Below are 23,831 nucleotides of genomic sequence, written 5' to 3'. Positions count from 1 at the left end.
GTTGCGCTTGATCAGTCTTGTTTTGAGGACGATTTGGCTTTGGACTTGGCAGGGGCCTTGTCCAGATAGGGCTTGAGGTAGCGGCCCGTCACGCTGGCCGGGTTGGCTGCGATGTCTTCGGGCGTGCCCTGGGCCACGACCTGGCCGCCGCCCGAGCCGCCCTCGGGGCCCATGTCGATCAGCCAGTCGGCGGTCTTGATGACGTCGAGGTTGTGCTCGATCACGACGATGGTGTTGCCCGCATCGCGCAGCTGGTGCAGCACTTTCAGGAGCAGGGCAATATCGGCGAAGTGCAGGCCGGTGGTGGGCTCGTCGAGTATGTAAAGCGTGCGGCCGGTGTCGCGCTTGGACAGCTCCTGCGCGAGCTTGACGCGCTGGGCCTCGCCGCCCGACAGCGTGGTCGCGCTCTGGCCCAGCCGGATATAGGACAGGCCCACGTCCAGCAGGGTCTGCAGCTTGCGCGCAATGCTGGGCACATCCTTGAAGAAGGCATGTGCGTCTTCGACCGTCATCTCCAGAATCTGCGAGATGTTCCGGCCCTTCCACTGCACCTCCAGCGTCTCGCGGTTGTAGCGCTGGCCGTGGCAGAGGTCGCAGGGCACGTAGACATCGGGCAGAAAGTGCATTTCCACCTTGACCACGCCATCGCCCTGGCAGGCTTCGCAGCGGCCGCCCGAGACATTGAACGAGAAGCGCCCGGGGCCGTAGCCGCGCTCCTTGGCGGTATTGGTTTCGGCCATCAGCTCGCGGATCGGCGTGAACAGGCCGGTATAGGTTGCCGGGTTGCTGCGCGGCGTGCGGCCGATGGGCGACTGGTCGACGTTGATGACCTTGTCGAAATAGTCGATGCCTGCGATGTCGTCATGCGCAGCCGGCTCGGTGCCTGCACGGTGTATCTGGCGCGCTGCTTCGGCATACAGCGTATCGTTGACCAGGGTGGATTTGCCCGAGCCCGAGACGCCGGTCACGCAGGTGAACAGGCCGACGGGGAAGTCCACGGTCACGTTCCTGAGGTTGTGACCGCGCGCGCCTTCCACAGTCAGTGCCTGCAGGTCGGTGCGCACCTTGCTCGCGGACTCCCGCTTTTTCGCGGCCGTGACCGGAAAGCGCGATGCGCTTTGGCTGGCTTCGGCTTCACTGTCCTTGCGCAGCACAGGCAGCCAGGCAGTGCGCAGCCTCGGCACGGGAATGCTTTGTACGCCGCTCAGATAGCGGCCAGTGGGCGAATCGGGGCAGGCCTTGATGTCCTCATAGCTGCCCTGGGCCATGATGCGGCCGCCATGCACGCCGGCGCCCGGACCCATGTCGATGATCTGGTCGGCAGCACGCATCATGTCTTCGTCATGTTCGACCACGATCACGCTGTTGCCGATATCACGCAGGTGCTCGAGTGTCGCAATCAGCTTGTCGTTGTCGCGCTGGTGCAGGCCGATGGAGGGTTCGTCCAGCACATACATCACGCCCGTCAGGCCGGAGCCGATCTGGGACGCCAGGCGAATGCGCTGGGCTTCGCCACCCGAGAGCGTGTCGGCGCTGCGGTCCAGGCTCAGGTACGAGAGACCCACATCGTTGAGGAAGAGCAGGCGCGAGGCGATCTCGCGCACGATCTTGTCCGCAATCTCGGCCTTGGCTCCGGCCATGCTCAGCTGCTTGAACCAGCCCAGTGCATCGGCCAGCGTGGCATGGCTGACTTCATAGATGGAGCGGGCCTGCTCGCCATCGCCCACGCGCACAAAGCGCGCTTCGCGGCGCAGGCGCGTGCCTTCACACTCGGGGCATTTGCGAACGCTGCGCAGCTTGGCCAGATCGTCGCGCACGACCTGGGATTCGGTCTCGCGAAAGCGGCGCTGAATATTGGGGATGATGCCTTCGAACGGATGCGACTTGATGAAGGCTTCGCCCTTGCGTTCGCCGCTCTCGAAAACATAGTTGAACTCCATGGACTCGTCGCCCGAGCCAAAGAGAATCACGTTGCGCACCTTCTCAGGCAGTTCCTCGAACGCCGTCTCGGTGCTCACGCCATAGTGTTTGGCCACGCTCTCCAGCATGGAGAAGTAGTAGCTGTTGCGCTTGTCCCAGCCCTTGATGGCACCGCTGGCCAGACTCAGCGACGGGAAGGGCACGACGCGGTCGGGGTCGAAGGCTTCGCTGTTGCCCAGGCCATCGCAGGCCTGGCAGGCACCCATGGGCGAGTTGAAGGAGAACAGGCGCGGCTCCAGCTCGGGCAGGGAGTAGTCGCAGAGGGGGCAGGCGAACTTGGCGCTGAACAGATGTTCCTTGCCACCGTCCATCTCCAGCGCGATGACACGGCCGCCGGCATCGGCACCGCCGGCGCGCAAGGCGGCCTCGAAGCTTTCGGCCAGGCGCTGCTTGATGTCTTCGCGCACCTTGACGCGGTCTATCACCACATCGATGTTGTGGCGTTCGTTCTTCTCCAGCTTGGGCAGGGACTGGGCGTCGTAGATCTGCCCGTCGACGCGAAAGCGCACATAGCCCTGGGCCTGGAGCTGCACGAAAAGCTCGGCGAACTCGCCCTTTTTCTCGCGTGCCAGAGGGCCGAGGATCATCAGCCTGGTGTCTTCGGGCAGCTGCAGCACGCTGTCCACCATCTGGCTGATGGTCTGGGCCTGCAGCGGCAGATTGTGGTCGGGGCAGAAGGGGGTGCCGGCACGGGCGTAGAGCAGGCGCAGGTAGTCGTTGATCTCGGTCACCGTGCCCACGGTGGAGCGCGGGTTGTGGCTGGTGGCCTTCTGCTCGATGGAAATGGCCGGTGACAGGCCCTCGATCAGATCGACATCGGGCTTGTCCAGGCGGCCCAGAAACTGGCGTGCATAGGCCGAGAGGCTCTCCACATAGCGACGCTGGCCTTCGGCGTACAAGGTGTCGAAGGCCAGACTGGACTTGCCCGAGCCCGACAGGCCGGTGATTACCACCAGCTGGTTGCGGGGAATGTCCAGGTCGATGTTCTTGAGATTGTGCGTGCGTGCGCCGCGAATGGCGATGCGTGTCTGAGCCAGAGAGCGGCCCAGATAGAGGCTGTCATCATGGACTTCAGAGGGCGAATCAGGCTTCAGGGACACGGGCGCTCCAGACGGGGAAAACTCTCCATGATAGTCAGACGGGAATGAGCGTGACTAGGGTCTGTTGATATTTGGTCGAAGATCGCGTTGCAGCGACAAGGGCTTGGATGCTAGGCGCCGGACCGCAGCAAGGCTGATGCCTTGCAAGGGCAGGCAACAACGCAGACAGGCTTTTGTCGCTGCAACCCGAAGGGAAGGTGTATGGCCGGCCGCCGCTCGTCGTTGCGTTCCTTGTGCGGGTAGGCCCCGCACTGCGTCACGCGTCTGGATTGGCAATCGGCCATATACCTTCGCGACTCCGAGCAAACCTCAATAGACCCTAATGGATTCAGGTTCACGGACAATCTACGGTTTTATTTCCTCTCTTTTGCCCGGCAGTGATTTAGTTAACCTGGGCATAAGAGTTTGACTCTTGGCAAAATCTGAGCGTGAAAAAAATCAATACCACCCCCAGCGCGGGCACGCAGGGCACGGACAAATCCCCTTCCACCATGACCTCCCAGGAACGCCGCTCCAGCGGCGCTCTGGCGCTGATCTTTGCGCTGCGCATGCTGGGCCTGTTCCTGGTGCTGCCCGTCTTCATGCTGGAGGCGCGCAAATACCCGGGTGGTGACGACCCGGCCATGATCGGCCTGGCCATGGGTCTGTATGGTCTGACCCAGGCCCTGTTCCAGCTGCCCATCGGTCTGGCCTCCGACCGTATCGGCCGCAAGCCTGTCATTGTCGCCGGCTTGCTGGTCTTTGCGGCGGGCAGCCTGATTGCGGCCATGGCCGATTCGCTGACCGGCCTGATGGCAGGGCGTGCCATTCAGGGCGCGGGCGCCGTGTCTGCCGCGGTCACGGCCTTGCTGGCAGACCTGACACGCGATGGCGTGCGTACCAAGGCCATGGCCCTGGTGGGCGGCAGCATCGGCCTGATGTTTGCGCTGGCGCTGGTGCTGGCACCGCTGCTCAACGCCTGGATTGGACTGTCCGGCATCTTCGGCCTGACCTGCGCGCTGGCGCTGGCCGGTATTGCCGTGGTCCTGTGGGTAGTGCCGCCCGAGCCCAGGCAGCATGCCGATGCGCCCAAGGGGCGGTTCAGCGAGCTGCTGGGCCAGTCCGATCTGCTGCGCCTGAACTTCGGCGTGTTCATTCTGCATACCGTGCAGATGTCCATGTGGGTTGCCGTGCCGGCCATGCTGGTACAGGCCGGTCTGGCCAAGGAGCAGCATTGGCACATCTATCTGCCGGCCGTGCTGCTGTCTTTTGTGGCCATGGGCCTGCTGTTTTCCATGGAGCGCAAGGGCAGGCTGCGCACCGCCTTGCTGGGGGCCATCGGCCTAGTGCTGGTCGTGCAGATCGGTCTGGGCATGCTGGCCGCCAGCGGCACCATTCCTACGGTCTGGTGCATGGCGCTGCTGATGTTTCTGTTCTTCTGCGGCTTCAACGCGCTTGAGGCTACCCAGCCAAGCCTGGTCTCGCGCATGGCTCCGGCGCCGCTGCGCGGTGCGGCCTTGGGTGCCTACAACACATTGCAGTCGTTGGGACTGTTTGCCGGCGGTGCTGTCGGCGGTGCTGTCGCCAAATTTGCGGGTGTGCCGGGCCTGTTCATCATGACGACGGTGCTGGTTGCCCTGTGGCTGGCCGTGACCTGGCCGCTGCGCCCGGTAGGCCGCCACTGACTTACAGCAACACCCCCTGAGGCGCTGTGCGCCTTCCCCCTCTCTGCTACGCGGAGGGGGACGCAGCCCTCGCAGCGGGGCTGCCCTTGCTCGGCTGCTCGCGTGCAGTGGCCCCTTTCCTGCTGGGGCACCATGTATCGCCGAGATGGGATATCGGGAAATCCCGTGCTCTTCATGGCTGGCTTGGGGCAGAATACGAGGCTCATTGGTTCGGGACCTCTCACAATTGCCCGGGCCACTTTTTGAAAAGGTATCTCTATGGCATCCGTCAACAAAGTCATCATCGTCGGCAATCTGGGTCGTGACCCCGAAATGCGTACCTTCCCCAGCGGCGATCAGGTGGCCAATGTGACCATCGCCACCACGGACCGCTGGCGCGACAAGAACACCGGTGAAAACCGCGAAGCCACCGAATGGCACCGCGTGGTCTTCAACGGCAAGCTGGCCGAAATCGTGGGGCAGTATCTGCGCAAGGGCAGCCAGGTCTATGTGGAAGGCAGCCTGCGCACCCGCAAATGGACCGATCAGGCCTCCGGCCAAGAGCGTTACGCTACCGAAATCCGCGCCGACACCATGCAGATGCTGGGTAGCCGCCAGGGCGGCGGTCAGCAGCAAGGCGGCTACGGTGGTGACGATGGCTATGGTGAAAGCAGCTGTCAGGCGCCCAGCCGTCCAGCTCCCGCGCCCATGCAGCAGCGCCCCGCACCGGCACCCATGCAGCAGCGTTCTGCTCCCGCTCCCATGGCTCCTCCTCCCCAGCGCGCTGCGTCGGGGTTTGACGACATGGACGACGACATTCCCTTCTAAAAAGCACCTTAGGTAGTTTTTGTTGATTCAAGGCCCACTCTCAGACGAGAGGTGGGCTTTTTTCATATCAACAATTAAATATCGTTGTTACGATGAAAGTGGTTAACTGCGAAATTGCAATATTTGTTGATAGATAGATGACGACTTACGTAGTGAAGAAGTTGAAGTTTCAGAACGGCGAGCGCTACTCCCTTCTGATGGGGCCAGATGGGCTTCCCGTTCAGGAGGTCGTGCTGTTTCTGAATCGCTACCGACGAAGGGGGCGGGCCGCAGCGACGATTCACCTTGTGTGTCATAACCTTGCGTTGCTGTATCGGCAGTGTGCGGCCTCGAACATCGACCTCCTAGGACGGCTTCAGCAAGGGCAGTTTCTGGATTCGGCAGAGCTTGGACGTATCGCAGAGGTCAGCCAGTACAAGTACAAGGACCTTGACTATGACGAGAATGCCGGTGACATCGACAAGCAGGTAGTCGATATCAGCCGCATTCGTCTACGTCGAAGCAAAAAGGTCAAACAGTTGGAGGCTGTAGGCAAGGCCAGCCAATCCAACCGAATCCGCTACATCGCGGCTTTCTTGGACTTTCTCGTCAAATACTGTGCTGCCTCGCTTCCCCAGAGCCAACGACGTGCTTTCGAAGCGGAATCTCTCAGTGCGATGGAGGCGTTCAAAGCACAAATCCCGAAAATGCCGAAGCGAAACCAGCTGGATGCTCGTGAGGGTCTGTCATTGGAAGACCAGAACCGGCTGATGAGCGTCGTGCATCCAGAATCGCCCCTGAATCCATGGAAGCGCCAGTTTGTGCGGCGTCGAAATTGGGTCATCGTGATGCTGCTTCTTGCCACCGGAATGCGAGGTGGTGAGCTTCTCGGACTTCAGATTCGCGATTTGATGGCGAACACTGCTCAGTTAAAGATATTGCGACGGGCCGACTCGCCAGACGACCCGCGTACGACGCAGGCGAACACAAAGACGGATGACCGTCTCCTTGAGTTGCGACCAGCAGTCATGAAGGCGGTCTGGGAGTACATAAACACGGACCGAGCGCGTATTAAGGCAACCAGGAAGTACGCACAGGTCTTCGTTGCGCAGAACGGTTTCCCTCTATCAGCTAGAGCGTTGAGCACTTTGTTTGAAGAACTCCGGGCAGCATGCCCTGGATTGCCAGTAACGCTCACAAGCCATGTGATGCGGCATACATGGAATGAGCGATTTTCAGAGCAAGCCGAGGAAATGGGCCTTAGCGAACAGGCTGAGAAGAGAGCTCGAAATGAGCAACAGGGCTGGTCTGCAGACTCGGAATCCGGAAAAACATACACACGTCGCTATGCGAGTAAGAAGGGGCGAGAGGTCGCCCTGAAACTTCAGGAGAAACTTGATGGAAATAGCGTCGTCTGAATTTCGTGCAGAGGGATTGCCCACAATCACATTACCCGAGCATGTTTTTACGCGTTCTCGAGCCTCTGTAAACCCTCAACTCGACGTATGGCAGTGGTCGGATGGTTTGGATATCGGACATTTATCCTTTGACAGGCTTCCAGCTGAGGCTAAACACTTGAAACTGCCGTTGAAGCAGGTGTTGGTGACGTACCTTCGAGGGCACTCGTCGCATCATATTGGTAACCTGTTTGATTCCTTTCTGCACATCTTCGCGAGGGTTCCTGCTCCTGCGGACGGAAAGATTACGGCGCAATACGTCTCGGACTATGCAGCTTCGTTGGAATTGAAGGAGAGAGGGCGAGTTGGGATGCTCAATGGTCTACTTCAAAAGTGGGTCAAGCTGCGATTGCCGGGCGTTACGCCGGAATGCGCTTCGTACTTAAGGGAGCAGCGGAAACCTGGAAATCCTAAGGGTGAGGCTGTTCGGACCTTAGACCCGGTGAAGGGGCCACTCTGCGAGGAGGAATACAACGCCCTGTACTCTGCAGTAAACGCGGCATATGGTTCGGGAGAGTTCCCTCTTTGGGCCCTGCTTTTAACTCGGCTGTTTCTGGCTTGTGGAGGACGAGTATCTCAGTATGCGTCAATGAAGGTATGTGATTTCGACATAGATACCCGCGTTCTGAGGCTACCTCAAGCGAAAACAGGATACGAGCACACTCGCATAAGCTTCCTTGATTTTGACATTTCGCCTCAGACTGCAGCTTTGATGGCTGAGTATATTGAGGAGCTGAGCCAATACGACGATGACTGGAGAGAAGGGCCGCTTTTTCCTGTCGAAGTTGTGATGCTCAGAGGGCCACGCGTTCGTAAGCACGCAAAGGGCGACCTGTTCTTTCGCCATTGCTTACCGTCAATTCTCGGGGAACGTATTACTAATTTGCTGGAGGACATCGCTCCTCCCACTTCCCGCCTCGACAACGCTCCTCTCCCAATAAATACGCAACGATTCAGGTACACGTTTGGAACGCGGATGGCTGAGGAGGGGGCAAGCGAGATGCTTATTGCCAATCGATTTGGTCATGTTGACCTTCAGCAGGTGAAGGTTTACGTTGCGGCCTCTGCCAAGATTGTCAAGAACTACGACGCAGCGCTCAGCAAGCTTCTAGCTCCGCTTGCGATGGCTTTCAAGGGACGAATTGTTGAGAGCGAAGATAGCAGCACGCTGGGTGGTGCACCAGGTAGTCGGATACGAGACTTTAGAGTCTCTAGTGAGGGTCTTGGCAGTTGCGCCGGTCAGGGCAAGCAATGCGGATTTAACAAGCCTGTGGCGTGCTATTCGTGTTTCAGGTTTGAGCCATGGCTCGATGCTCCCCACGAAAAGGTCCTGCTTCGGCTTGAGGCTGACCGGACGCGCTGGAGCGACGACGAGCGCATGGCAGCTGTCAACGATGAGCCAATTCGAGCTGTAAGGGAGGTTATTGCCCTATGTGCGGAGATTTGGAGCAAACGCGACAACGCAGAAACTAAAGTTAAAACGGCATGAGCGCTTCCGTACTTCATTTCACGCCCCGCGACGAGTTGGAGCCGCTGGCCAACATTGATGCGTTCATTGAGTTGTGCAGGGCCTCCGCCGTACTCGATGCAAACAAGCAATTTGATGAGAACCGGTGGGTTACAGAGCGTTTGAAAGGGAAAAATGGCGAGAACAGCGTAATCTTTAGTACGCTGGAGGCCTCGGCCTTAAAGGTGAGCGAGCCCTGTTTTCCCGCTCAGTTCCTGAATTTCGCCAAGGCATTGACGGTGTATTTGCAGGATAAACGCCCTGTCGTAAGTCAAAGCGTACGGATTGCTGCATTGAGGTGCATCGAAGCAGCGCTAAGGGAGCAAGGTAAGGATTCGCGTCCAACGGCGGTCAACACTGATGTTCTGGATGGGGCGGTGGAGTTAGCGCACCAGCAGATGTCGGCCGCAGTTGCGTATCGAGTTGCAGGGCAAATTGAGTACATCGCAGAGTTAATGGCTGCGAAGCAGTTCGTCAGTTTCAGTCTGCCCTGGACGCACGGCGTCAAAAAGCCTCGGGAAGTGGGCTCGCGAATTTCAAAAGAGGCGCTGGCGGCTCGTCAAGAGAAGCTGCCCTCTCCGGCTGCCCTCCGTGCGATTGCAGGTATCTTCATCTCGGCAGTCGAGCCCGCAGACGTTCTTGTGTCAAGCAACTTAGCCTTGCTGACATGCGCCCCAGAACGTATCAATGAGGTCATTCGGCTTCGTCGAAATTGCATTGTCAATGGCGACAACGAATTCAAAGGGGTGCTAGGCCTGCGGTGGTCTGGTTCAAAAGGGTTTGAGAACTCGACGAAGTGGCTACCTACCGAGATGGCCGATGTTGCGCGGAAAGCTGTTAGCAATCTTCTGAAGGTCACTGCACCAGCGCAGCAACTTGCCAAGTGGTACATGGACAATCCGCAGAAGCTCTTCTTGCATGAGGGCGCCAAGCACCTTCGTGGAGCAGAACTTCTCACTGCGGCCGAAGTGGCACTTATCCTCTGGAACGGCGAGTCAGCCCGGATGTCTGCCAATACCTGGTTGAGTGGAAAGGAAATCGAGGGGACGCCGCTGGAAAGAAATCGCTTGGGATATCGGTTTGCGGATGTTGAGAGGGCAGTCATCGAAATGCTGCCCTCGACGTTCCCTTATATGCCGGGGGCCCCCGACTTGTTGTGCTGCGATTCGGTTGGCGTTATGCGCACCAATGAACTACATGCGACACGTTCGGTGTACATGTGCATGTTCACTACGGTGGACTACAACACCATCACGAACCCACTTCGGGCTCGGAAGGAAAGAGAGTCGATATTTGAGCGGTTCGGGTTCACGGAAGATGACGGCAGTCCGATTGAGTTCCAAAGTCACAGCCTTCGACACTATCTGAACACGCTTGCTCAAGCAGGAGGCCTCAGCGATACGGAAATCGCAATCTGGTCTGGTCGTAGGGATGTAGGCCAAAACAAGTTCTACGACCACATGTCATCGGAGGAGGTTCAGGCGCCCGTGTCACAGGCTCTTGCGGCCGGGTTTACGTCTGAGCTTGAGCCTATTGCCGCTGCCCAGCGCTCCTTGTATGAGCGCAGCGCATTTCGGAAACTCGGTCTAACTGCCGCACATACAACCGAATTTGGCTGGTGCATGCACAACTTCGCAAGTGAGCCATGCTCCATGTATAGGGATTGCATGAACTGCGAGGAGCAAGAGTGTGTGAAGGGGGACTCTCACAAGGAGGCCAATCTGAGACTGCTCAAAGGCGAGACCGAGTACCTACTCAAGCAAGCGAAAGCAGCCCTTGGCGACGAAGAGTATGGAGCTGACAGCTGGGTGAAGCACCAGATGATGACCTTGTCACGGGTTAACGCAATGCTAGAGATTTTTGAAAATCCTGAAGTTCCCGTCGGAGCCCGAATCCGACTCGACGTTCACAATGCTCCACTCATAACCAACAACAATGAGAAGCCTATTCGATTCATCCGCATGGACAAGACAAAGGCACTGACAGCATGAGGAAAGAACGCGCACCGGACATCACCCCTGAACGCCTTGACCAGGCGGTGGACCTCATTGATGTTTGGAGAGGCAAACTCACTTGGGAGCTTCTGCTCGACAAACTGGAGCAAGAAGTAGGAGTACGTTATTCCCGCTTCACCCTCGCGGCATATCCACAGGTCGCAAATGCGTTCTCGTTTCGAAAGGATGCCTTGCGCGGGAACTTGCCTCGCTCAAAAAGTGAGCCTCGCGATGAAAAAATCCGAGAAGCACATGCGAAAGTCGAGCGCGCAAAGGCCAAGGCAGACAGGTTGGAAGCAGAGAATAAATTGCTCCTAGAACAATTCGTTGTCTGGGCGACCAATGCTGAGCGTTGTGGCGTGACCATAGCGCAATTGAACAAACCATTGCCTAAGCCTCCGAGAGACCAGTCCAAGGGTGCCTAGTGTTAAAGGGCCTGCCTCTGGAATGAGCCCTTCAGGTGCTGAGGCTAATCACTACCTGCAGTCAGTCAATCACGATGACGGCCTGACTTGAACCCACCAGCCTCCGCGAATCTTGGTGAGATTCAACGCGCTGGAATTGCGGGGGATTGCCAGTCCATGAAGAGAGATTTCTTCTAAAAGTTCGGCATAAGGCTTTCAGCAAGTATGGCCGCATGGTGCCGTAGGGTGAGCGGTCTCAAGTAAGGGCTTTTATGCAAGTATGCAGAACCGTAGTAGAAATACAGGTTGCTGTTACAGTGGGTACCAAAGCAACAGTCTGTAACTAACGTGGGCTCAGTGAGAAATTCGGTTCAAGAAATTGAGGACATCGAATCTAACGATGCGCTTCATGACTTCGGCGGTTCGCATGCCAACAAAGGTCATGACTTCGCAGCCTATTGGGTCATCGGCAGGCTCATAGAGCTTGAACTGGCCAAACATCCTGACTATGTGTTCGTTTGTGAGTACGTTCAGGATGTCGCAGAGTTCGACTCACAGGTCAATCCTCAGACCGTCAAGCTATACCAGTTGAAAAAGAAGGAAGACGGTTACTGGACCGTAAGCGACCTCACTGGCCAGACCGCAAAAAATAAAACTTCTGTCGCTGATAGTCCGGTACGAAAGCTAATCCGCCATGTCCGAGCATTCACCACTGTGAGAGCCACAGGCGCGCTCGTATCGAACTCAAAATTCAAGGTGAGGCTCAAGGGTGATGACAGCTCGGTAGAGGTTGTAACAGTCGCGCTCAATCTGCTTGATGACGAGCATACGGCGGGACTTAGGACAGCTGTAGCGCTTGAGGAGACGAGTGCTGAACGGACAGTAGTTGCAGACGATGTGGACTTGAGCTTGGTTGAGCTCTGTCGTGCGACCCTGGCACTGGATGACCTCCAGACGCATATGACCGGTCTCATGTTCAACTTCCTCAACCAAATCGCTACTGAACACACAGGTCAGGCGTCATCGCTAGTTGAGACTCTCTACGCTCGCATCAAAGAGAGGTCGCGGCGCACGGAGAAGGCTCCAAATTGGCCTCAATTGCTTCAGCGTCGAGGATTTAGCAAGAAGAGCTTCAATGATGCGGTTGAAGGGTTGAAGCAAATCCCAGATGCCGCTCTGTTCAGGAGTCGTTTGCTCTCCAAGCTGGCCGGCTCGCGAAACGAACGATGGGCTGCTCGTGTCACCGCAAAGCTCTCGCAGTGCTCGATAGAGAAAATTTTGGGCGGGACAGCTAATCGTTGGCATTCAGACCAAGCAGCCATTGATGCATTGTGCGAAGAGGCGGACAACAAAAACCATAGCGACGAAGAGTTGTTTGTAAGCTTATCCAACTACCTGCAGATAAGTCTGCCAGTGCTGAGTGAGTACGAAATTTATGCATTGGCAATATATGAAATGTCCCAATGGAACCTACGCCAAACCCTCGTCTAGTGCTGCGCGCGTTGCGAAAGAAGAAAGATGTCAAGCTTGCAATTCAAGAGAATAAGAATCTGTTCGGAAGCAGAGCAGGCGGCAATGGAGTTGACGTTCGACCCGAAAAGGACCCTACTTTGGGGGCCGAACGGCGCAGGAAAATCGGCGGTAATTAAGTCGGTTTTCCGAGCTATTGGGGCGGAGCCGCACGGCGAACTTCCTGGTTGGGATTACCGGGCTATTCTCGCGTTGAATTTTTCATTCCGAGGGCGTGAATTTACCTCCGTTAGATTTCAGGACCTGCGTGGTTTGTTTGAAGGGTCTGAGCTTCTTGGAGCGACTACCTCGGATGAAGAGTGGAATGAGATATTTTCCGAAGCGGTCGACTTTCAGCTAAGACTTTTGAGTCGAGATGGCCAATTGCAGCGGGCATCACCTGAACATTTCTTTTTGCCATTTTTCGTGAACCAAGATGGGTCGTTTGGTTCACACTGGGATACCTTTAACGGAATTAGGAAATTTCAGCAGTCGGCCTTACAAACATTAGAGTATTTCGCCCGAGTCCGGCCACCTAAATATTTCGGAATTAAAGCAGAAGAACAGGGTGTCAAGGTAAAAATCGCGGAGCGCCGGGCGGAAATTACTACGCTTCAGCGTACGCGGCTAAGGCTCAAGAAGACTCAACGAGCTTTGCCTGTCAGATTGAATCAGCGAGAATTTCAAGAAGAAATTCAGGAGTTGACCAGGCGGCTGTTGACCTTGTCTAAGGCGCAAGAGGATTTACGAAAGCACATCATTGAAGACCAAGACCTGGAGGTCTCACTGACGGAGCAGATTTCAATGTCCGAACACGCCCTCAAGGTGCATGAGGCTGACTTCCAATTTGCTGCTCGCGAGTCTATCGATAAAAGCGAATTCATATGCCCAACGTGTAATGCTAAACATCCCGAGAGCTTTCATATGTTCTTGGGGCTTGCAGAAGATGCACGTGAATTGAATTTGCTGAGGGAGCGCTTGGTACATATGGCCGCGAGTGCAAAAGAGCGGCTTAAACGGAATCGAAGCAAAGCAATAGCGTTGAAGCGAGATTTCAGTGAGTTAAACGCTCTTCTTGCTACGAAAAAGGGGAAATTCACCTTTGATGATTTTTTGAAGAGCCGAAGTGTTTTAGTGGCTGATGACCAATTGGCCTCCGAGGAGCGCTTGGTTCGCAAGGAGATTGAAGCTCACGAGCGGCAGTTGGGTGAAATAAAGATAAGTCTGGCGGATTTGGAGAAACATCACGACGCAAAGGCTCCGCTTAAGCTGTTTCGTACAAAGTTTGCTAAAGCATTGGTCAGACTCGAAGCTCCTAATCCCACGGGGGTTAGCAAATGGCCGCTTGCCAAGCGGCCGGATGCTTCTGGGAGTCGCCATGCCAGGTCAATTTTTGCTTACTATTCTGCCCTCTGGCACACGATGGTTACAGATGGCCGCCTGCCTGCCCCAATCTTTGTTGACTCACCAAATCAGGGTGGCCAGGACAAGGAGAATTTGCAGAAGTTGATTGCCTCTGTGGTCAGAGCTGCGCCTGCGGGTTCGCAAGTGGTTTTGTGCCATGAGATGTATGTGGAAGCTTTCAGCGACGGCAAGACAATTGAATTTAAGAAAGGCTCGAAGCTCCTTGATGGCGCAACGTTCAAAAGGTTGAGTCGCGAAATGTTTCAATACTTGGCAGTTGCTCGAACATATCTCGCTCAGGTCAAGGACGTGGACGGCGGTTCGGAGGCCGAGTCTCAGCCGGGTCCGGACGTTGCCCGACAGCGCGTGAGCATTTCTGGTCAACGCCCCAACTCTGAAGCAAAGCAGCGCGACCTCTTCGAACCGTGACGGTTCTTATCCTGCAGCTTAGGCACCTTGTCTCTCAGAACGGCGGAACTGGCTTAAGCGTGTATGACATCAGGGCTTTGTTCGAATATTCGCTTCTTGCGTATTCCGGTCGCACTGACCGCGTGTGCCGGCTGTGACTGACCAGGCTGCTGGTCGTGACCGACTGAGTTTGGCCAATAGTAGTCGGTGGCAAGTGGTGGCTTCAGGGTAAGCCGCTGAGATACTTAGCATGGATGAATTCGAAGTCGACGCGCACTGCTTTGTTGAATAGGAGATAGCACGCTTTCTTCGGCTTTCATATGACAAGCAACATGGCGGTCATAGGCTCAGAGCGCCGAACCAATTGACAACAAGGAGATAGAAATGGCGAAGCGAGGGATGAGGCGGGGCCAACTAGGTTGGCCTGACGAGTGGGCATTTTGGCACCATGTCGAGAATTACAAGAAGACCAACAAGCTTAGGTCCTTGGAGCGAGCCGCCCTTGCGCGGTTGCATTGCCACAACACCCTCGACTACCTTGCCTACCGCGTTGCGACGGCCTACGCCGACGCAGGTATCCCAGTGCGTGCTGCGGTCGAATCGGTGTGGATTGACGGAACGCCCCAAGCAAGCGGCACGACGGTGTCTGGGAAGACCGTGAACTGCGAGTTGGCCGACCTTCTGTATCTTGTGGACGAACGTGACCTTGCGAACAAACTTGTCACACGGCGAGGCCTACTCCTGCAAGGCAAGTTGGCTAACCAGCAGGACGTCCTGCTAGGCGGCCCAAGCACAACGAAGGAACGCAACCTACTTGAGTGCCCCGACACGCGCGCAGCACTGGAGCTCTATCGCGACACCAAGCGCACGAACCGTATCGGGAGCTATCAATTCAAACCAGGTGCATCTTCTAACTACGCAGGAATGGAGGACTGCGCCCGCTATCTGATGATGCCAAAGAGCCTCTCTCAATGGCGCAAACTTTGTCTTTTTTCCCCTCTTTCGGTCGGTTGGCCGCGCCGGCGCACGGAGGTGAAGCTAGGTTCGGTAAGGCGTTTGTCACAGGTTATCGAAGACATGGGCCTTGCGGCAACACAAGGCAAGCCTGTGATTGCCCCGTCTGCCTGCGAATGGTCAAGGATGGTTTACGACTTGCTCGGAAAGTATGAGAAACCTCCCTCACTGCTAGGTGGCCCGCCACTTCCGGTGCCACATGCATACGCTGGGCACCGAATCCACAGGTCTCACATCCATCACTACTCTTCATTTTTGAGCTTGATGGATGCTGACATGCCACCCATCTCCCCTTTCACCACCGTACTGTACGAAGACGAACCTCCCGGAATCAGCTTCGTTCGGCTGACTGTGTACAGGGAAGTCGACCATATCCGCGGTTGATTCTTCACCAGAGTCGTCAGTTCCAGAAGCGAGCTTTTTGACCATGCCTGTTTCACCTTATCTAGGCATCTCACCATCAGCATCACCTGCGCTGGCGGCTCTCTTTGGCTTGATTCAATGACCGCTCTCAGGCTGACTTCCCCAACAGCGAGAGCGTCTGCTTCGGGTCGATTGCTGCCGGTGGTCAGTACAAGCAGACCGGTCATCTCTTCGCGGAATGCTGGTCATTGAGTAGCAGCGCCTGCACTTCTGGCCGAACTCAGTAGTTTACGACCAGCAGCCTGGCCAGCCACAATCGGCACAGGTGGTCAGTTCGACCGAAATACGCAGTGCACGGCTCACCGTCTGTTTTAACGTTCTATTGCGATATGTCGCGCGGCCGAAGCGCCCGGGCGACCAAAAGTACTAGTTGGACTCGTCAAACAGCTCGCGCACAGGGATACCGAGGCCTGCTGCGAGGGCCTCCAGCGTTTCAAGGGTGACGTTGCGTGTTTGTCGCTCAATGTGGCTGACTACAGTTCTGCTCAACCCAGCCATGTAGCTGAGGTCCTCTTGAGACATCTTTCGCTCAGCGCGTAGACGCACCAGATTCTTCGCGAGTAGCTCCTTTGTCGGGACTGCCGTTTTCTGCTTTGGGAGCTTCGGGATATACATGCCGACATCATGTTAGAAGACCTATTTCAAGTCGACTGTCCATTAGCGCACTTCTATTTGAATAACGGATAAGTAGACAACGCTCTAATAAAGAACATTCAATCTAGAGTTGACGAAATCGAGTACGACATACATGGCACAATTGAAGCTTAGATAGATGGAATTTCATGTTTCTTTGCTTACCCGAAAACCAGGTCCCCTATCCGCATCAGAAGGTTCTTTTTCCTAAAGGTGGTGGGTACTGGGGAAGCGTTATCAAAGACGGTGCTGCGCCTATGTTCATTGCAACTGTCCAGCCCGAAGGTGAGCCGGCTTCAGAGAGAGTGACGGCTATGTTTGCCGACGTAGAAGCGCTCCGCAAGCTTCGAGATACACAGGAGCCTTGTCGCGTCGTTGCGCTTCATTGCGTTACCTATGCCAAACAGCAGACTAACTTGGCCACGCAGTCCATAGAGGAGGTATGGGTTCGCTCCGGACGCTACGGCGAAAAGTTGGTCCTAAAGATGTCAGGAGCTGTAGACACGTATCTCGATGGTCACACCATGAAGCCCGTCTTGAAGACCGAGGGGGAAGACTGGGTGCCATTGCTTGAAATTACCGCTTCTTCTGCGAAGCGGGGCTCACGAAATTAGTCTATTTCGAGTCAACTGGTGCCGAGTTGCTTGCCAACGACGTGTCATACACAAGTGGTTGTCCTTTTGAGTGGTCGAGATGAATTCATCAAAGTACGGACCTAACAAGCTTGCGCCATCGCTTGCGAAGCGATGCAGTCGTGTCATTTTTTTAGACTTTGATGGAGTCTTGCATCCCCCTCGAGCTATTACAGGAGCGAAGCCTCCACTGGAGCCGCATGAAATTCAGGCAGGATGGCCGGCTACCTTCCAGCACCTTGGCATCCTCGCGGGCCTGCTGCAGAAGCATGCGGATATCGCGGTGGTTGTCAGCAGTTCCTGGCGCATCTTCTTGAATGACGCCCAGCTGGGAGAGCTCCTCGCCCCCATTGCCCGATGGTACGGAGGTTCCGTCGGCAACCCACATATAGGACGAGACGTCGCCATTCGTGCCTGGCTGGAGCACAACGCCATCACTGACTATGCTGTGCTCGACGACAAACCCAAGTTCTTCCCGGGGCCGCCAGAGTCTTGGCCCACGTTGATACTCTGTGAGAGCGAGACTGGGATATCGGACGTGAGCGTCCAGCAGAAGCTTCGTGACTGGATGAGCCGGCGCACTGCCTGTGTGACTGCGGGCGAAGGCCAATCCCTCGGCAATGAGCAGAAGCGAGCCGAGCCCGTATGAGTCCCATCCTCTTCCTGGACTTCGATGACGTCATTTGCCTTAACAACCCATTCGGCGGCTATGACGCATTAACCGTTTTGGCACAAGCAGCTCGAGAAGGCCTACCCCTTCGTGCTGGGGATGAACTGTGGACCAAGCTATTCGATACTCCTGCTGTGTCGCACCTTAGGCTGGTGCATGAAGAGTTCTCTCCGCGGTATGTGCTCTCCACAAGTTGGCGCTGGTTTTTTGACAAAGACCTCTTGGAGAAGACGCTCGAGCTGGGCGGTCTTGGCTTTGTCGTACAGGGCATGCACCAAGATTGGACGACGCCTCAAGTCTCGAGGCGGGCGCATCGGGCTGTTGAAATCAACAATTGGCTTGAGCAGCATCCAGACAATGCTCACTCGTGGGCAGTGCTCGATGATGGGCTCTCCGGCACCGGGTTTGATACTTGGACGCGCGAGCGGCGTCAATTCGTCGTCCTTTGCCAGGAAGGCGTTGGCTTCCAGAAAGACGAGCTTCTAAGCCTTAGGCGTGCCTTTGCGCTGCGAGGTTTAAGTTCTAAACGGTGAAATCCGCTGCATTTCAGATGGCGCACCTCTATGCCTGCTGACGTACCAGCAAGCCAGGCAAACATGTCAAAGACCATTCTGTACCTAGACTATGACGGAGTCCTGCACCCGGAGCCGGTCTACCGGCACCCAAGGGGCGGGATGTACTTTGGTCTTGAGCATGCTGGCCACAGCTTGTTTGAGTACGCAGAGGTCCTTGTTGAAGCTCTGGCACCGTACCCTGATGTCGCCATCGTCCTGTCCACTTCCTGGGTGCGAGTGTTGAGCTATTCCCAGGCCAGGGCCTATCTTCCAGAAGCTTTGCGCTCGAGGGTGATTGGAGCAACGTTCCACAGTGCAATGAACAAGTTCGAGTTTGATGCGATGACCCGAGGTGCCCAAGTATTGGCCGACGCCACACGCCGCTCGGCAACCAACTGGGTCGCATTGGATGACGACGATGAAGGGTGGCTTGGCGCAGCCTCAAACCATCTGGTGCTATCGAACGGGAGCCAAGGGCTCTCAAATCCGAAGACTGTCACTGAGCTCTCAGTGAGGCTTGGAGAGCAGTCCAGGAGGCTAAGGAGTTCGCGGCCCCATCATGCGAAATCTAGCTTGTCGTGAATTCGTGGCCGGACTGGGCAGCGCGCGGCCATTAGTGCATCCAATATTGCTCCCTTGCACTCTGAAATTCTCATAAGTGAATTGTGCTCAAAGGCAGTGCTAGGGAGCCCCTGCTTGGGTGGGATTAAGTATGAAGCTATGGTCAATTGAGTGGGTTTCGCTACATCCCACTAGTGCCATATCAATGTCGATTTCCCGTTTCAGTACCTCAAGAGCATGGCTAGCCCCAGTTGAGCCATGACTTGCCAATCCGTACATAACAGGTCGGCCGATGAATGCACATTTGGCACCGAGCGCTAAGGCTTTTAGAACATCCACTCCTCGTCGCACACCGCCATCGACCATCACCGTGAGGTTTGGAGCTGCACTCACTATCTGAGCCAATACTTCCATTGGAGTAACGCAACCACCGAGTTGACGCCCTCCATGGTTCGAAACAATCAGGCCGTCAACGCCGATGGACTCAGCTCGCAGCGCATCTTCCGTACGCAAGATACCTTTCAGTACAAGGTTTCCTTTCCAGTATTCGCGTATTTGCTTGATATGGTCCCAAGTGAATTCAGCACGACTCGCTCGATGGTCAACACTGGTAGAAAACACCGGCCCACTGCGGCCAGCTCCTATGTTTTCAAAATGAGGAACGCCTTGCTTTAGCAGACTCCTTCCGAGCGAGCCGAGCAGCCACCTTGGATGCATTAGTGCATCTATGGCTAGCTTCGGGCTAACCTTCAAGGGGACACTGAATCCCGCTCTGCGCTCAGCCTCTCGAATAGCTGCCACTGGAACATCAACCGTTATGACCAAGGTTTTCACTCCAGATGTACTCAACCTGTCGAGCAATGGAGCTGTTAGCTCCCAGCGGGAGGACAGGTAGGCTTGGAACCAAGTAGCGTCATTTACCTTTAGAACGGCCTCGAGAGGTGTTGTCGAGGCTCCACTAAGAACATAGGGCAAGTTATGCCGTGCTGCCGCCTTAGCAAGCGCCCGGTCACCATCGAAATGACAAAGAGAGGCTATCCCCATCGGAGCCACTCCTATCGGGGCATCGAATGGACGTCCAAATAGGGTCACTTGCTTGTTTCGCTCTGATACGTTCGTTAGAACCTTCGGCACCAACTTGTAGGAGTCAAAGGCATGCCGACTCGCTGAAACCACGGTCCCGTCGCCGGCTCCTGCAGCGATGTAGGTAAAGAGGCTCTTCGGAAGGCGTTTCCGAGCCAACCTCTCGAGGTCTGACAGCGCATAAATATTTCGAAGCTGCTGCATCAAGGCACCACTATTTCTAGCAGCATTGGACCGTCACCATCGATAGCTGCCTTTAGTTCTCGCTCAAGTTCTCCAGTGGTCTCAATGCGAATTGAAGGGCATCCATAGCTTTTCGCCAGGCTCACAAAATCCAAGCCTGGTAACTCTGTCCCTACAAGCTTGGAATCTGCAGGGAACTTCAGTACTCCTGCAAATCGTTTGAGCGCGGCATAGCGCCCATTGTTGATGATGAGGAACTTGACGTTCAGATGATGTTGCACGGCGGTCCAGATGGCCTGAGGGCTATACATTGCTGAGCCATCTCCGACGATGTTTATCACTCTGGTGGCAGGCGAGCCCATCGCTATCCCCGTAGCCGCAGGCATGCTGAATCCAAGCCCGCCGCTGGCCATGGTGAAGAAGCTCCTAGGCTTAAGCATAGGAAGATGCTCATGGATGACCACGCGTGTTGTTGGAGCTTCCTCTACAAAGATGTCATTGGGTAGCCGAACCTTGGCGAGACTCTTCATCACTAAAGCCGCGGACATGGTGGCGTCATCCACAGCGCTTGGGTCTGCCCTCTTTCGAACGGCAATTGCTGACGTTTTTTCGAGTTGCTCAAGCAGACTAACTAAACCACCCTTGATACCGCAAATCAAAGCATCCCCGACCGGCGCCCAGGTGGCAATCTCTGCATCATCAGTGAGCATCGAAAGCTGAGATGTAGGCGGAATGTGAGGGCCGTCACCATCGACGTGATACGTGAAGGCGGGAGCACCCACAATCAATATTTGGTCGTAACCTTCCAGGCGCTGGCAAATCTGGTCTCTCACCCCAGGTAGAAAGCCTTGAAAGTTCGGATGGTCTTCTGGGAAGCTACACCTGCAAGACAAAGGTGCGACAAAAACTGCTGCGCCCAATCGTTCTGCAACAGCCACTGCCTGTTCCCAGGCGTCATCCCGGTCAATAGCGGCGCCGACAATAAGGGCAGGTCGATGAGCTTCTCGAAGACGAGCAGCAAGCGCTTGAACGGCACTCAAATCAGGCTTGACCGCAGAGCAAAGCTCACGCAGATGAACGTGACTAGCGAGCTCATCCCAGTCGTCGGCTGGCACAGACACTAGAACGGGCCCTCGGGGAATCTGCATTGCTGTGTAGTAAGCCCGGGCGATGGCCGCAGGCACGTCTTGGGCACGGGCTGGCTCTATCGACCATTTGACGTAGGGCTTCGGAAGTTCACTTGCTTGCTTTGAGTTTAGATAGGCATCGAACTGTTGTATGCCTCTGGACTGCTGGCCAGCAACAATCACCATAGGAGTCTGGTTCTTGAACGCTGTATAAATATTGCCCATGGCATTGCCAATTCCGGCAGCTGAGTGCAGATTTACAAAAGCAGCTCGCCCTGTAATTTGGGCATAGCCATCAGCCATGCCAACCACAGTTGCCTCTTGCAAGCCAAGTACGTACTCGAAATCATCAGGGAAATGTTTGAGCATCGGTAGCTCAGTTGACCCCGGATTGCCAAACCATTTGTTGGCACCGCACTGGCGCATGAAGTCGTAGACGGCGTCACGAACTGTTATCAATTCCATTTCTTGCTCTTCCTGATTTTGTTTGTCGGTCGGTCTGGTCGTGACTCACTCATCGACCTTCGCCCCAGTGGCTTTGACTAGGTCGCTCCATCGCTTCTCTTCCGTGCTTACGAACTCGCTAAACCGTTCTCCAGACACGTAAGGAGGGGGCAACATTCCGGCTTGACTCCATGCAGTAGTCAACTCAGGGGAGGCAAGAGCCGTGCTTATCGCCGTTGCAACTTGGGAAGTAGTTGCTTGACTAACACCTGTCCTGAGGAAGGCCCCATACCAAGTAGTCATCTGCATCTTGGGGAAGCCAGATTCGGTAAATGACGGGACATGTTTGAGCGCAGGGTTGCGCTTTACGGATGTCACTGCGAGAGCGCGTAGCTTCCCCGATGCAACATGTGCGAGAGTGGCTGGTAAGGTCTCAAAGAGAAGGTCAATCTGACCGCTAATGAGGTCAACGATTGCAGGCCCGCTGCCCTTGTAAGGAATTGACTTGAGGGCTAGGCCCGACTGTTGCTGAAAGAGAATCCCAGCAAGGTTTTGAAGATTCCCGATGCTCCCAACCCCATAGTTCAACTCCCGGCCTTCGCGCTTGCCCCAGTCAAGCAGGTCTTTGACGGACTTCACAGGCAACTTGGAATTAACTACAAGAACGTTGGGAACCTCTCCAATCATGGACGCAGGTTCGAAATGCTCTTTGGTCATAGCATATGGCACGGAATTCACGAGGGCTGCACGCGTTATCTCGTGAACTTGGCCCATGAAAATTAATGTCCCATCAGACGGACCTGTAGCAACATACTGACGCGCTGGTGCGCCAGCTCCGCCTGCGCGGTTTTCTACGATGACTCGCTGTCCGGTGAGCTTGCCCACTTCGGTCGCAAGCAGTCTGGTCAACTGGTCAAGTGTTCCGCCTGGTGCAGCAGGAACGACGAATCTAGCAAGAGACTCGGTCCATTTTTTTGCCTGAGCAGTTGCAGGACTGACGAATGGCACACTCACCAAGGCACTCACAAAACATCTTCTTCTCACAATGTCTCCTTGTTGTTGGGTGTGGGAAAGGCTCGTCAAATTGCAAACTGCTCGAGTGCGCTACGCCGGAGGCTGAACCCCAGACCTGGTTTATCGGTTAGCGCGATTTCTCCGTCTTGGGGTACCGGGTAGCCCTCATAGATTTCCTTCATCAGGGCAACCACGGGAAGGTGCCATTCGACCTTTGTGCCGTTGGAAACCCCTGCTTGCAGATGCATGTTGTGCAATGGAAATGCACCACCGTTTGTGATGTTCACGTTGAACGCGGACGCCAAAGCAGCAATGCGAGCGCATTGTGTAAACCCTCCGCTGATGACCACATTGGGCTGTAGATAGTCAACGCTTCCGTTTACTAGCCAGTCTTTGAATCGGTGTGCGAGGCCTTCGTTTTGGCCGCAAGTAATGGGGATTCCGCTTGTTCTGCGTAGGTGAGCAAGTGCACTTGCGTCGTTCTGCGTTACTGGCTCTTCGAAGAAGCCAATACCGCAGTCTGCAACCATGGATGCAAGTCTTCCTGCGTGATATGCATCGAGGCTGCAGTTCGCATCGATGTAGAGGGTTGTTTCGGCCGAGACCGCCTCTCGGACTGCGCGAACGCGTTCCGCATCTGCGCGGATTACTTGCCCAAGTTCACGGCTCTTGGATGTATCTCTTCGTTGAAGTGCCCGATGTCCAACCACCATCTTCAGATGTCGCAATCCCTGAGCGGTTATGGACTTCGCGGCTGCGACTAATTCGTCCTTGGATAGGAAATCAAATCCAAATGTCGAGTACACGGGTACTCGCTTACGTGCTCCTCCGAGCAACTTCCAAATTGGCTGCTGCAGAGCATGTCCTTTGATGTCCCAGAGAGCAATGTCCAACGCAGCAATCGCATGCTGTGCGTAACCTGTTTGTCCTCGGGAAGACAGCATCCAGTACATCTGTTCCCAACGAGCTTCATGCAGCATGGGGTCGGTGCCAATGAGTGCTGGTGCAAGCACATCATTCACCACGGTCTGTACTACTGCTTCTTGTGTTATCCCAGTGAGACCGTGACCAACGTAGCCCTCGTCAGTCTCAACAACAACAACGCAGCAGCCTAGCTGTTCGCGATGTTCACCTACGCCTGGAACTTGGACCGCAGTCGGTACAACGAGGGCATGTGCCCGTATAGAAGTGATGCGCATGAATGCCTCTGCAAACGTCGATAGCTAATCGTAGGTTCGGGCACGTCATGCGTAAAATGATATGTACTGATAGTTGGCATT

Annotated in this window: 18 protein-coding genes; 12 read left to right on the top strand and 6 right to left on the bottom strand. The window is 55.6% G+C overall.

What is annotated here, in order from left to right:
- Positions 1-11 precede the first annotated feature (11 nt).
- Positions 12-3,080 carry an excinuclease ABC subunit UvrA gene (gene uvrA, locus O987_RS27295; RefSeq protein ID WP_043375929.1) on the bottom strand — a complete coding sequence of 1,023 codons (3,069 nt, stop codon included), beginning with the start codon at positions 3,078-3,080 and terminating at the stop codon, positions 12-14.
- A 437-nt stretch (positions 3,081-3,517) separates the two neighbouring features.
- On the opposite strand from uvrA, the gene O987_RS27290 reads away from it, so the two are divergent.
- The 9 genes from O987_RS27290 (at position 3,518) to O987_RS27250 (ending at position 15,611) form a co-directional block, all read left to right on the top strand.
- Entirely contained in the window at positions 3,518-4,744 is a 1,227-nt protein-coding gene (locus O987_RS27290) for an MFS transporter (protein ID WP_419177863.1), read from the top strand.
- A 258-nt stretch (positions 4,745-5,002) separates the two neighbouring features.
- Entirely contained in the window at positions 5,003-5,551 is a 549-nt protein-coding gene (gene ssb / locus O987_RS27285; protein WP_043375927.1) for a single-stranded DNA-binding protein, read from the top strand.
- Between the two features lie 137 nt (positions 5,552-5,688).
- On the top strand, positions 5,689-6,948 hold the full coding sequence (locus tag O987_RS27280; protein ID WP_051962277.1) for a tyrosine-type recombinase/integrase: 1,260 nt from the start codon (positions 5,689-5,691) through the stop codon (positions 6,946-6,948).
- Positions 6,929-8,476, top strand: a complete 1,548-nt coding sequence (locus O987_RS27275) for a tyrosine-type recombinase/integrase (protein WP_051962276.1) — start codon at positions 6,929-6,931, stop codon at positions 8,474-8,476. The genes O987_RS27280 and O987_RS27275 overlap by 20 nt, the downstream gene beginning before the upstream one ends.
- Positions 8,473-10,485 carry an integrase gene (locus O987_RS27270; protein WP_043375926.1) on the top strand — a complete coding sequence of 671 codons (2,013 nt, stop codon included), beginning with the start codon at positions 8,473-8,475 and terminating at the stop codon, positions 10,483-10,485. The genes O987_RS27275 and O987_RS27270 overlap by 4 nt, the downstream gene beginning before the upstream one ends.
- On the top strand, positions 10,482-10,913 hold the full coding sequence (locus tag O987_RS27265; RefSeq protein ID WP_043375924.1) for a hypothetical protein: 432 nt from the start codon (positions 10,482-10,484) through the stop codon (positions 10,911-10,913). The genes O987_RS27270 and O987_RS27265 overlap by 4 nt, the downstream gene beginning before the upstream one ends.
- A gap of 336 nt (positions 10,914-11,249) precedes the next feature.
- Positions 11,250-12,383, top strand: coding sequence for a dsDNA nuclease domain-containing protein (locus O987_RS27260; protein ID WP_158407691.1), 1,134 nt, complete (start codon positions 11,250-11,252; stop codon positions 12,381-12,383).
- Positions 12,384-12,467: 84 nt separating this feature from the next.
- Positions 12,468-14,234 carry an AAA family ATPase gene (locus O987_RS27255; protein WP_158407690.1) on the top strand — a complete coding sequence of 589 codons (1,767 nt, stop codon included), beginning with the start codon at positions 12,468-12,470 and terminating at the stop codon, positions 14,232-14,234.
- Between the two features lie 363 nt (positions 14,235-14,597).
- Complete coding sequence (locus O987_RS27250; protein WP_043375918.1) at positions 14,598-15,611, top strand: hypothetical protein; 1,014 nt, start codon at positions 14,598-14,600, stop codon at positions 15,609-15,611.
- 405 nt (positions 15,612-16,016) lie between these two features.
- Here the strand turns inward: O987_RS27250 and O987_RS29740 are convergent, their stop codons facing one another.
- Positions 16,017-16,265: a helix-turn-helix domain-containing protein gene (locus tag O987_RS29740; RefSeq protein ID WP_043375916.1), complete on the bottom strand. Its 249-nt coding sequence runs from the start codon at positions 16,263-16,265 to the stop codon at positions 16,017-16,019.
- A gap of 711 nt (positions 16,266-16,976) precedes the next feature.
- Between O987_RS29740 and O987_RS27235 the strand changes: the two genes are divergently transcribed.
- Genes O987_RS27235 through O987_RS27225 form a run of 3 tightly spaced genes read left to right on the top strand, consistent with a single transcriptional unit; the run spans position 16,977 to position 18,721 of the window.
- Positions 16,977-17,564, top strand: a complete 588-nt coding sequence (locus O987_RS27235; protein WP_144244982.1) for an HAD domain-containing protein — start codon at positions 16,977-16,979, stop codon at positions 17,562-17,564.
- The gene (locus O987_RS27230) at positions 17,561-18,118 is read left to right on the top strand and encodes an HAD domain-containing protein (protein WP_043375909.1); all 558 of its coding nucleotides are present in this window, start codon (positions 17,561-17,563) and stop codon (positions 18,116-18,118) included. The genes O987_RS27235 and O987_RS27230 overlap by 4 nt, the downstream gene beginning before the upstream one ends.
- A 30-nt stretch (positions 18,119-18,148) precedes the next feature.
- Positions 18,149-18,721, top strand: coding sequence for an HAD domain-containing protein (locus tag O987_RS27225; protein ID WP_326998631.1), 573 nt, complete (start codon positions 18,149-18,151; stop codon positions 18,719-18,721).
- A 99-nt stretch (positions 18,722-18,820) separates the two neighbouring features.
- Here O987_RS27225 and O987_RS28570 read toward each other — a convergent pair whose 3' ends face one another.
- The 4 genes from O987_RS28570 to O987_RS27205 are packed head-to-tail and all read right to left on the bottom strand — an operon-like array spanning position 18,821 to position 23,750.
- Complete coding sequence (locus O987_RS28570; protein WP_080731623.1) at positions 18,821-19,987, bottom strand: alpha-hydroxy acid oxidase; 1,167 nt, start codon at positions 19,985-19,987, stop codon at positions 18,821-18,823.
- Entirely contained in the window at positions 19,987-21,558 is a 1,572-nt protein-coding gene (mdlC, locus tag O987_RS27215) for a benzoylformate decarboxylase (protein WP_043375905.1), read from the bottom strand. Before mdlC ends, O987_RS28570 begins: the two co-directional genes overlap by 1 nt.
- A 45-nt stretch (positions 21,559-21,603) precedes the next feature.
- Positions 21,604-22,620 (bottom strand): Bug family tripartite tricarboxylate transporter substrate binding protein, encoded by a 1,017-nt coding sequence (locus tag O987_RS27210; protein ID WP_080731622.1) that lies wholly within the window; start codon positions 22,618-22,620, stop codon positions 21,604-21,606.
- The gene (locus tag O987_RS27205) at positions 22,617-23,750 is read right to left on the bottom strand and encodes a mandelate racemase/muconate lactonizing enzyme family protein (protein ID WP_043375899.1); all 1,134 of its coding nucleotides are present in this window, start codon (positions 23,748-23,750) and stop codon (positions 22,617-22,619) included. Before O987_RS27205 ends, O987_RS27210 begins: the two co-directional genes overlap by 4 nt.
- Positions 23,751-23,831: the final 81 nt, after the last annotated feature.

Origin of the sequence: Comamonas testosteroni TK102 (assembly GCF_000739375.1) — a bacterium.
GTDB lineage: Bacteria > Pseudomonadota > Gammaproteobacteria > Burkholderiales > Burkholderiaceae_C > Comamonas > Comamonas brasiliensis.
This window is presented reverse-complemented; position numbering and strand designations above follow the sequence as displayed.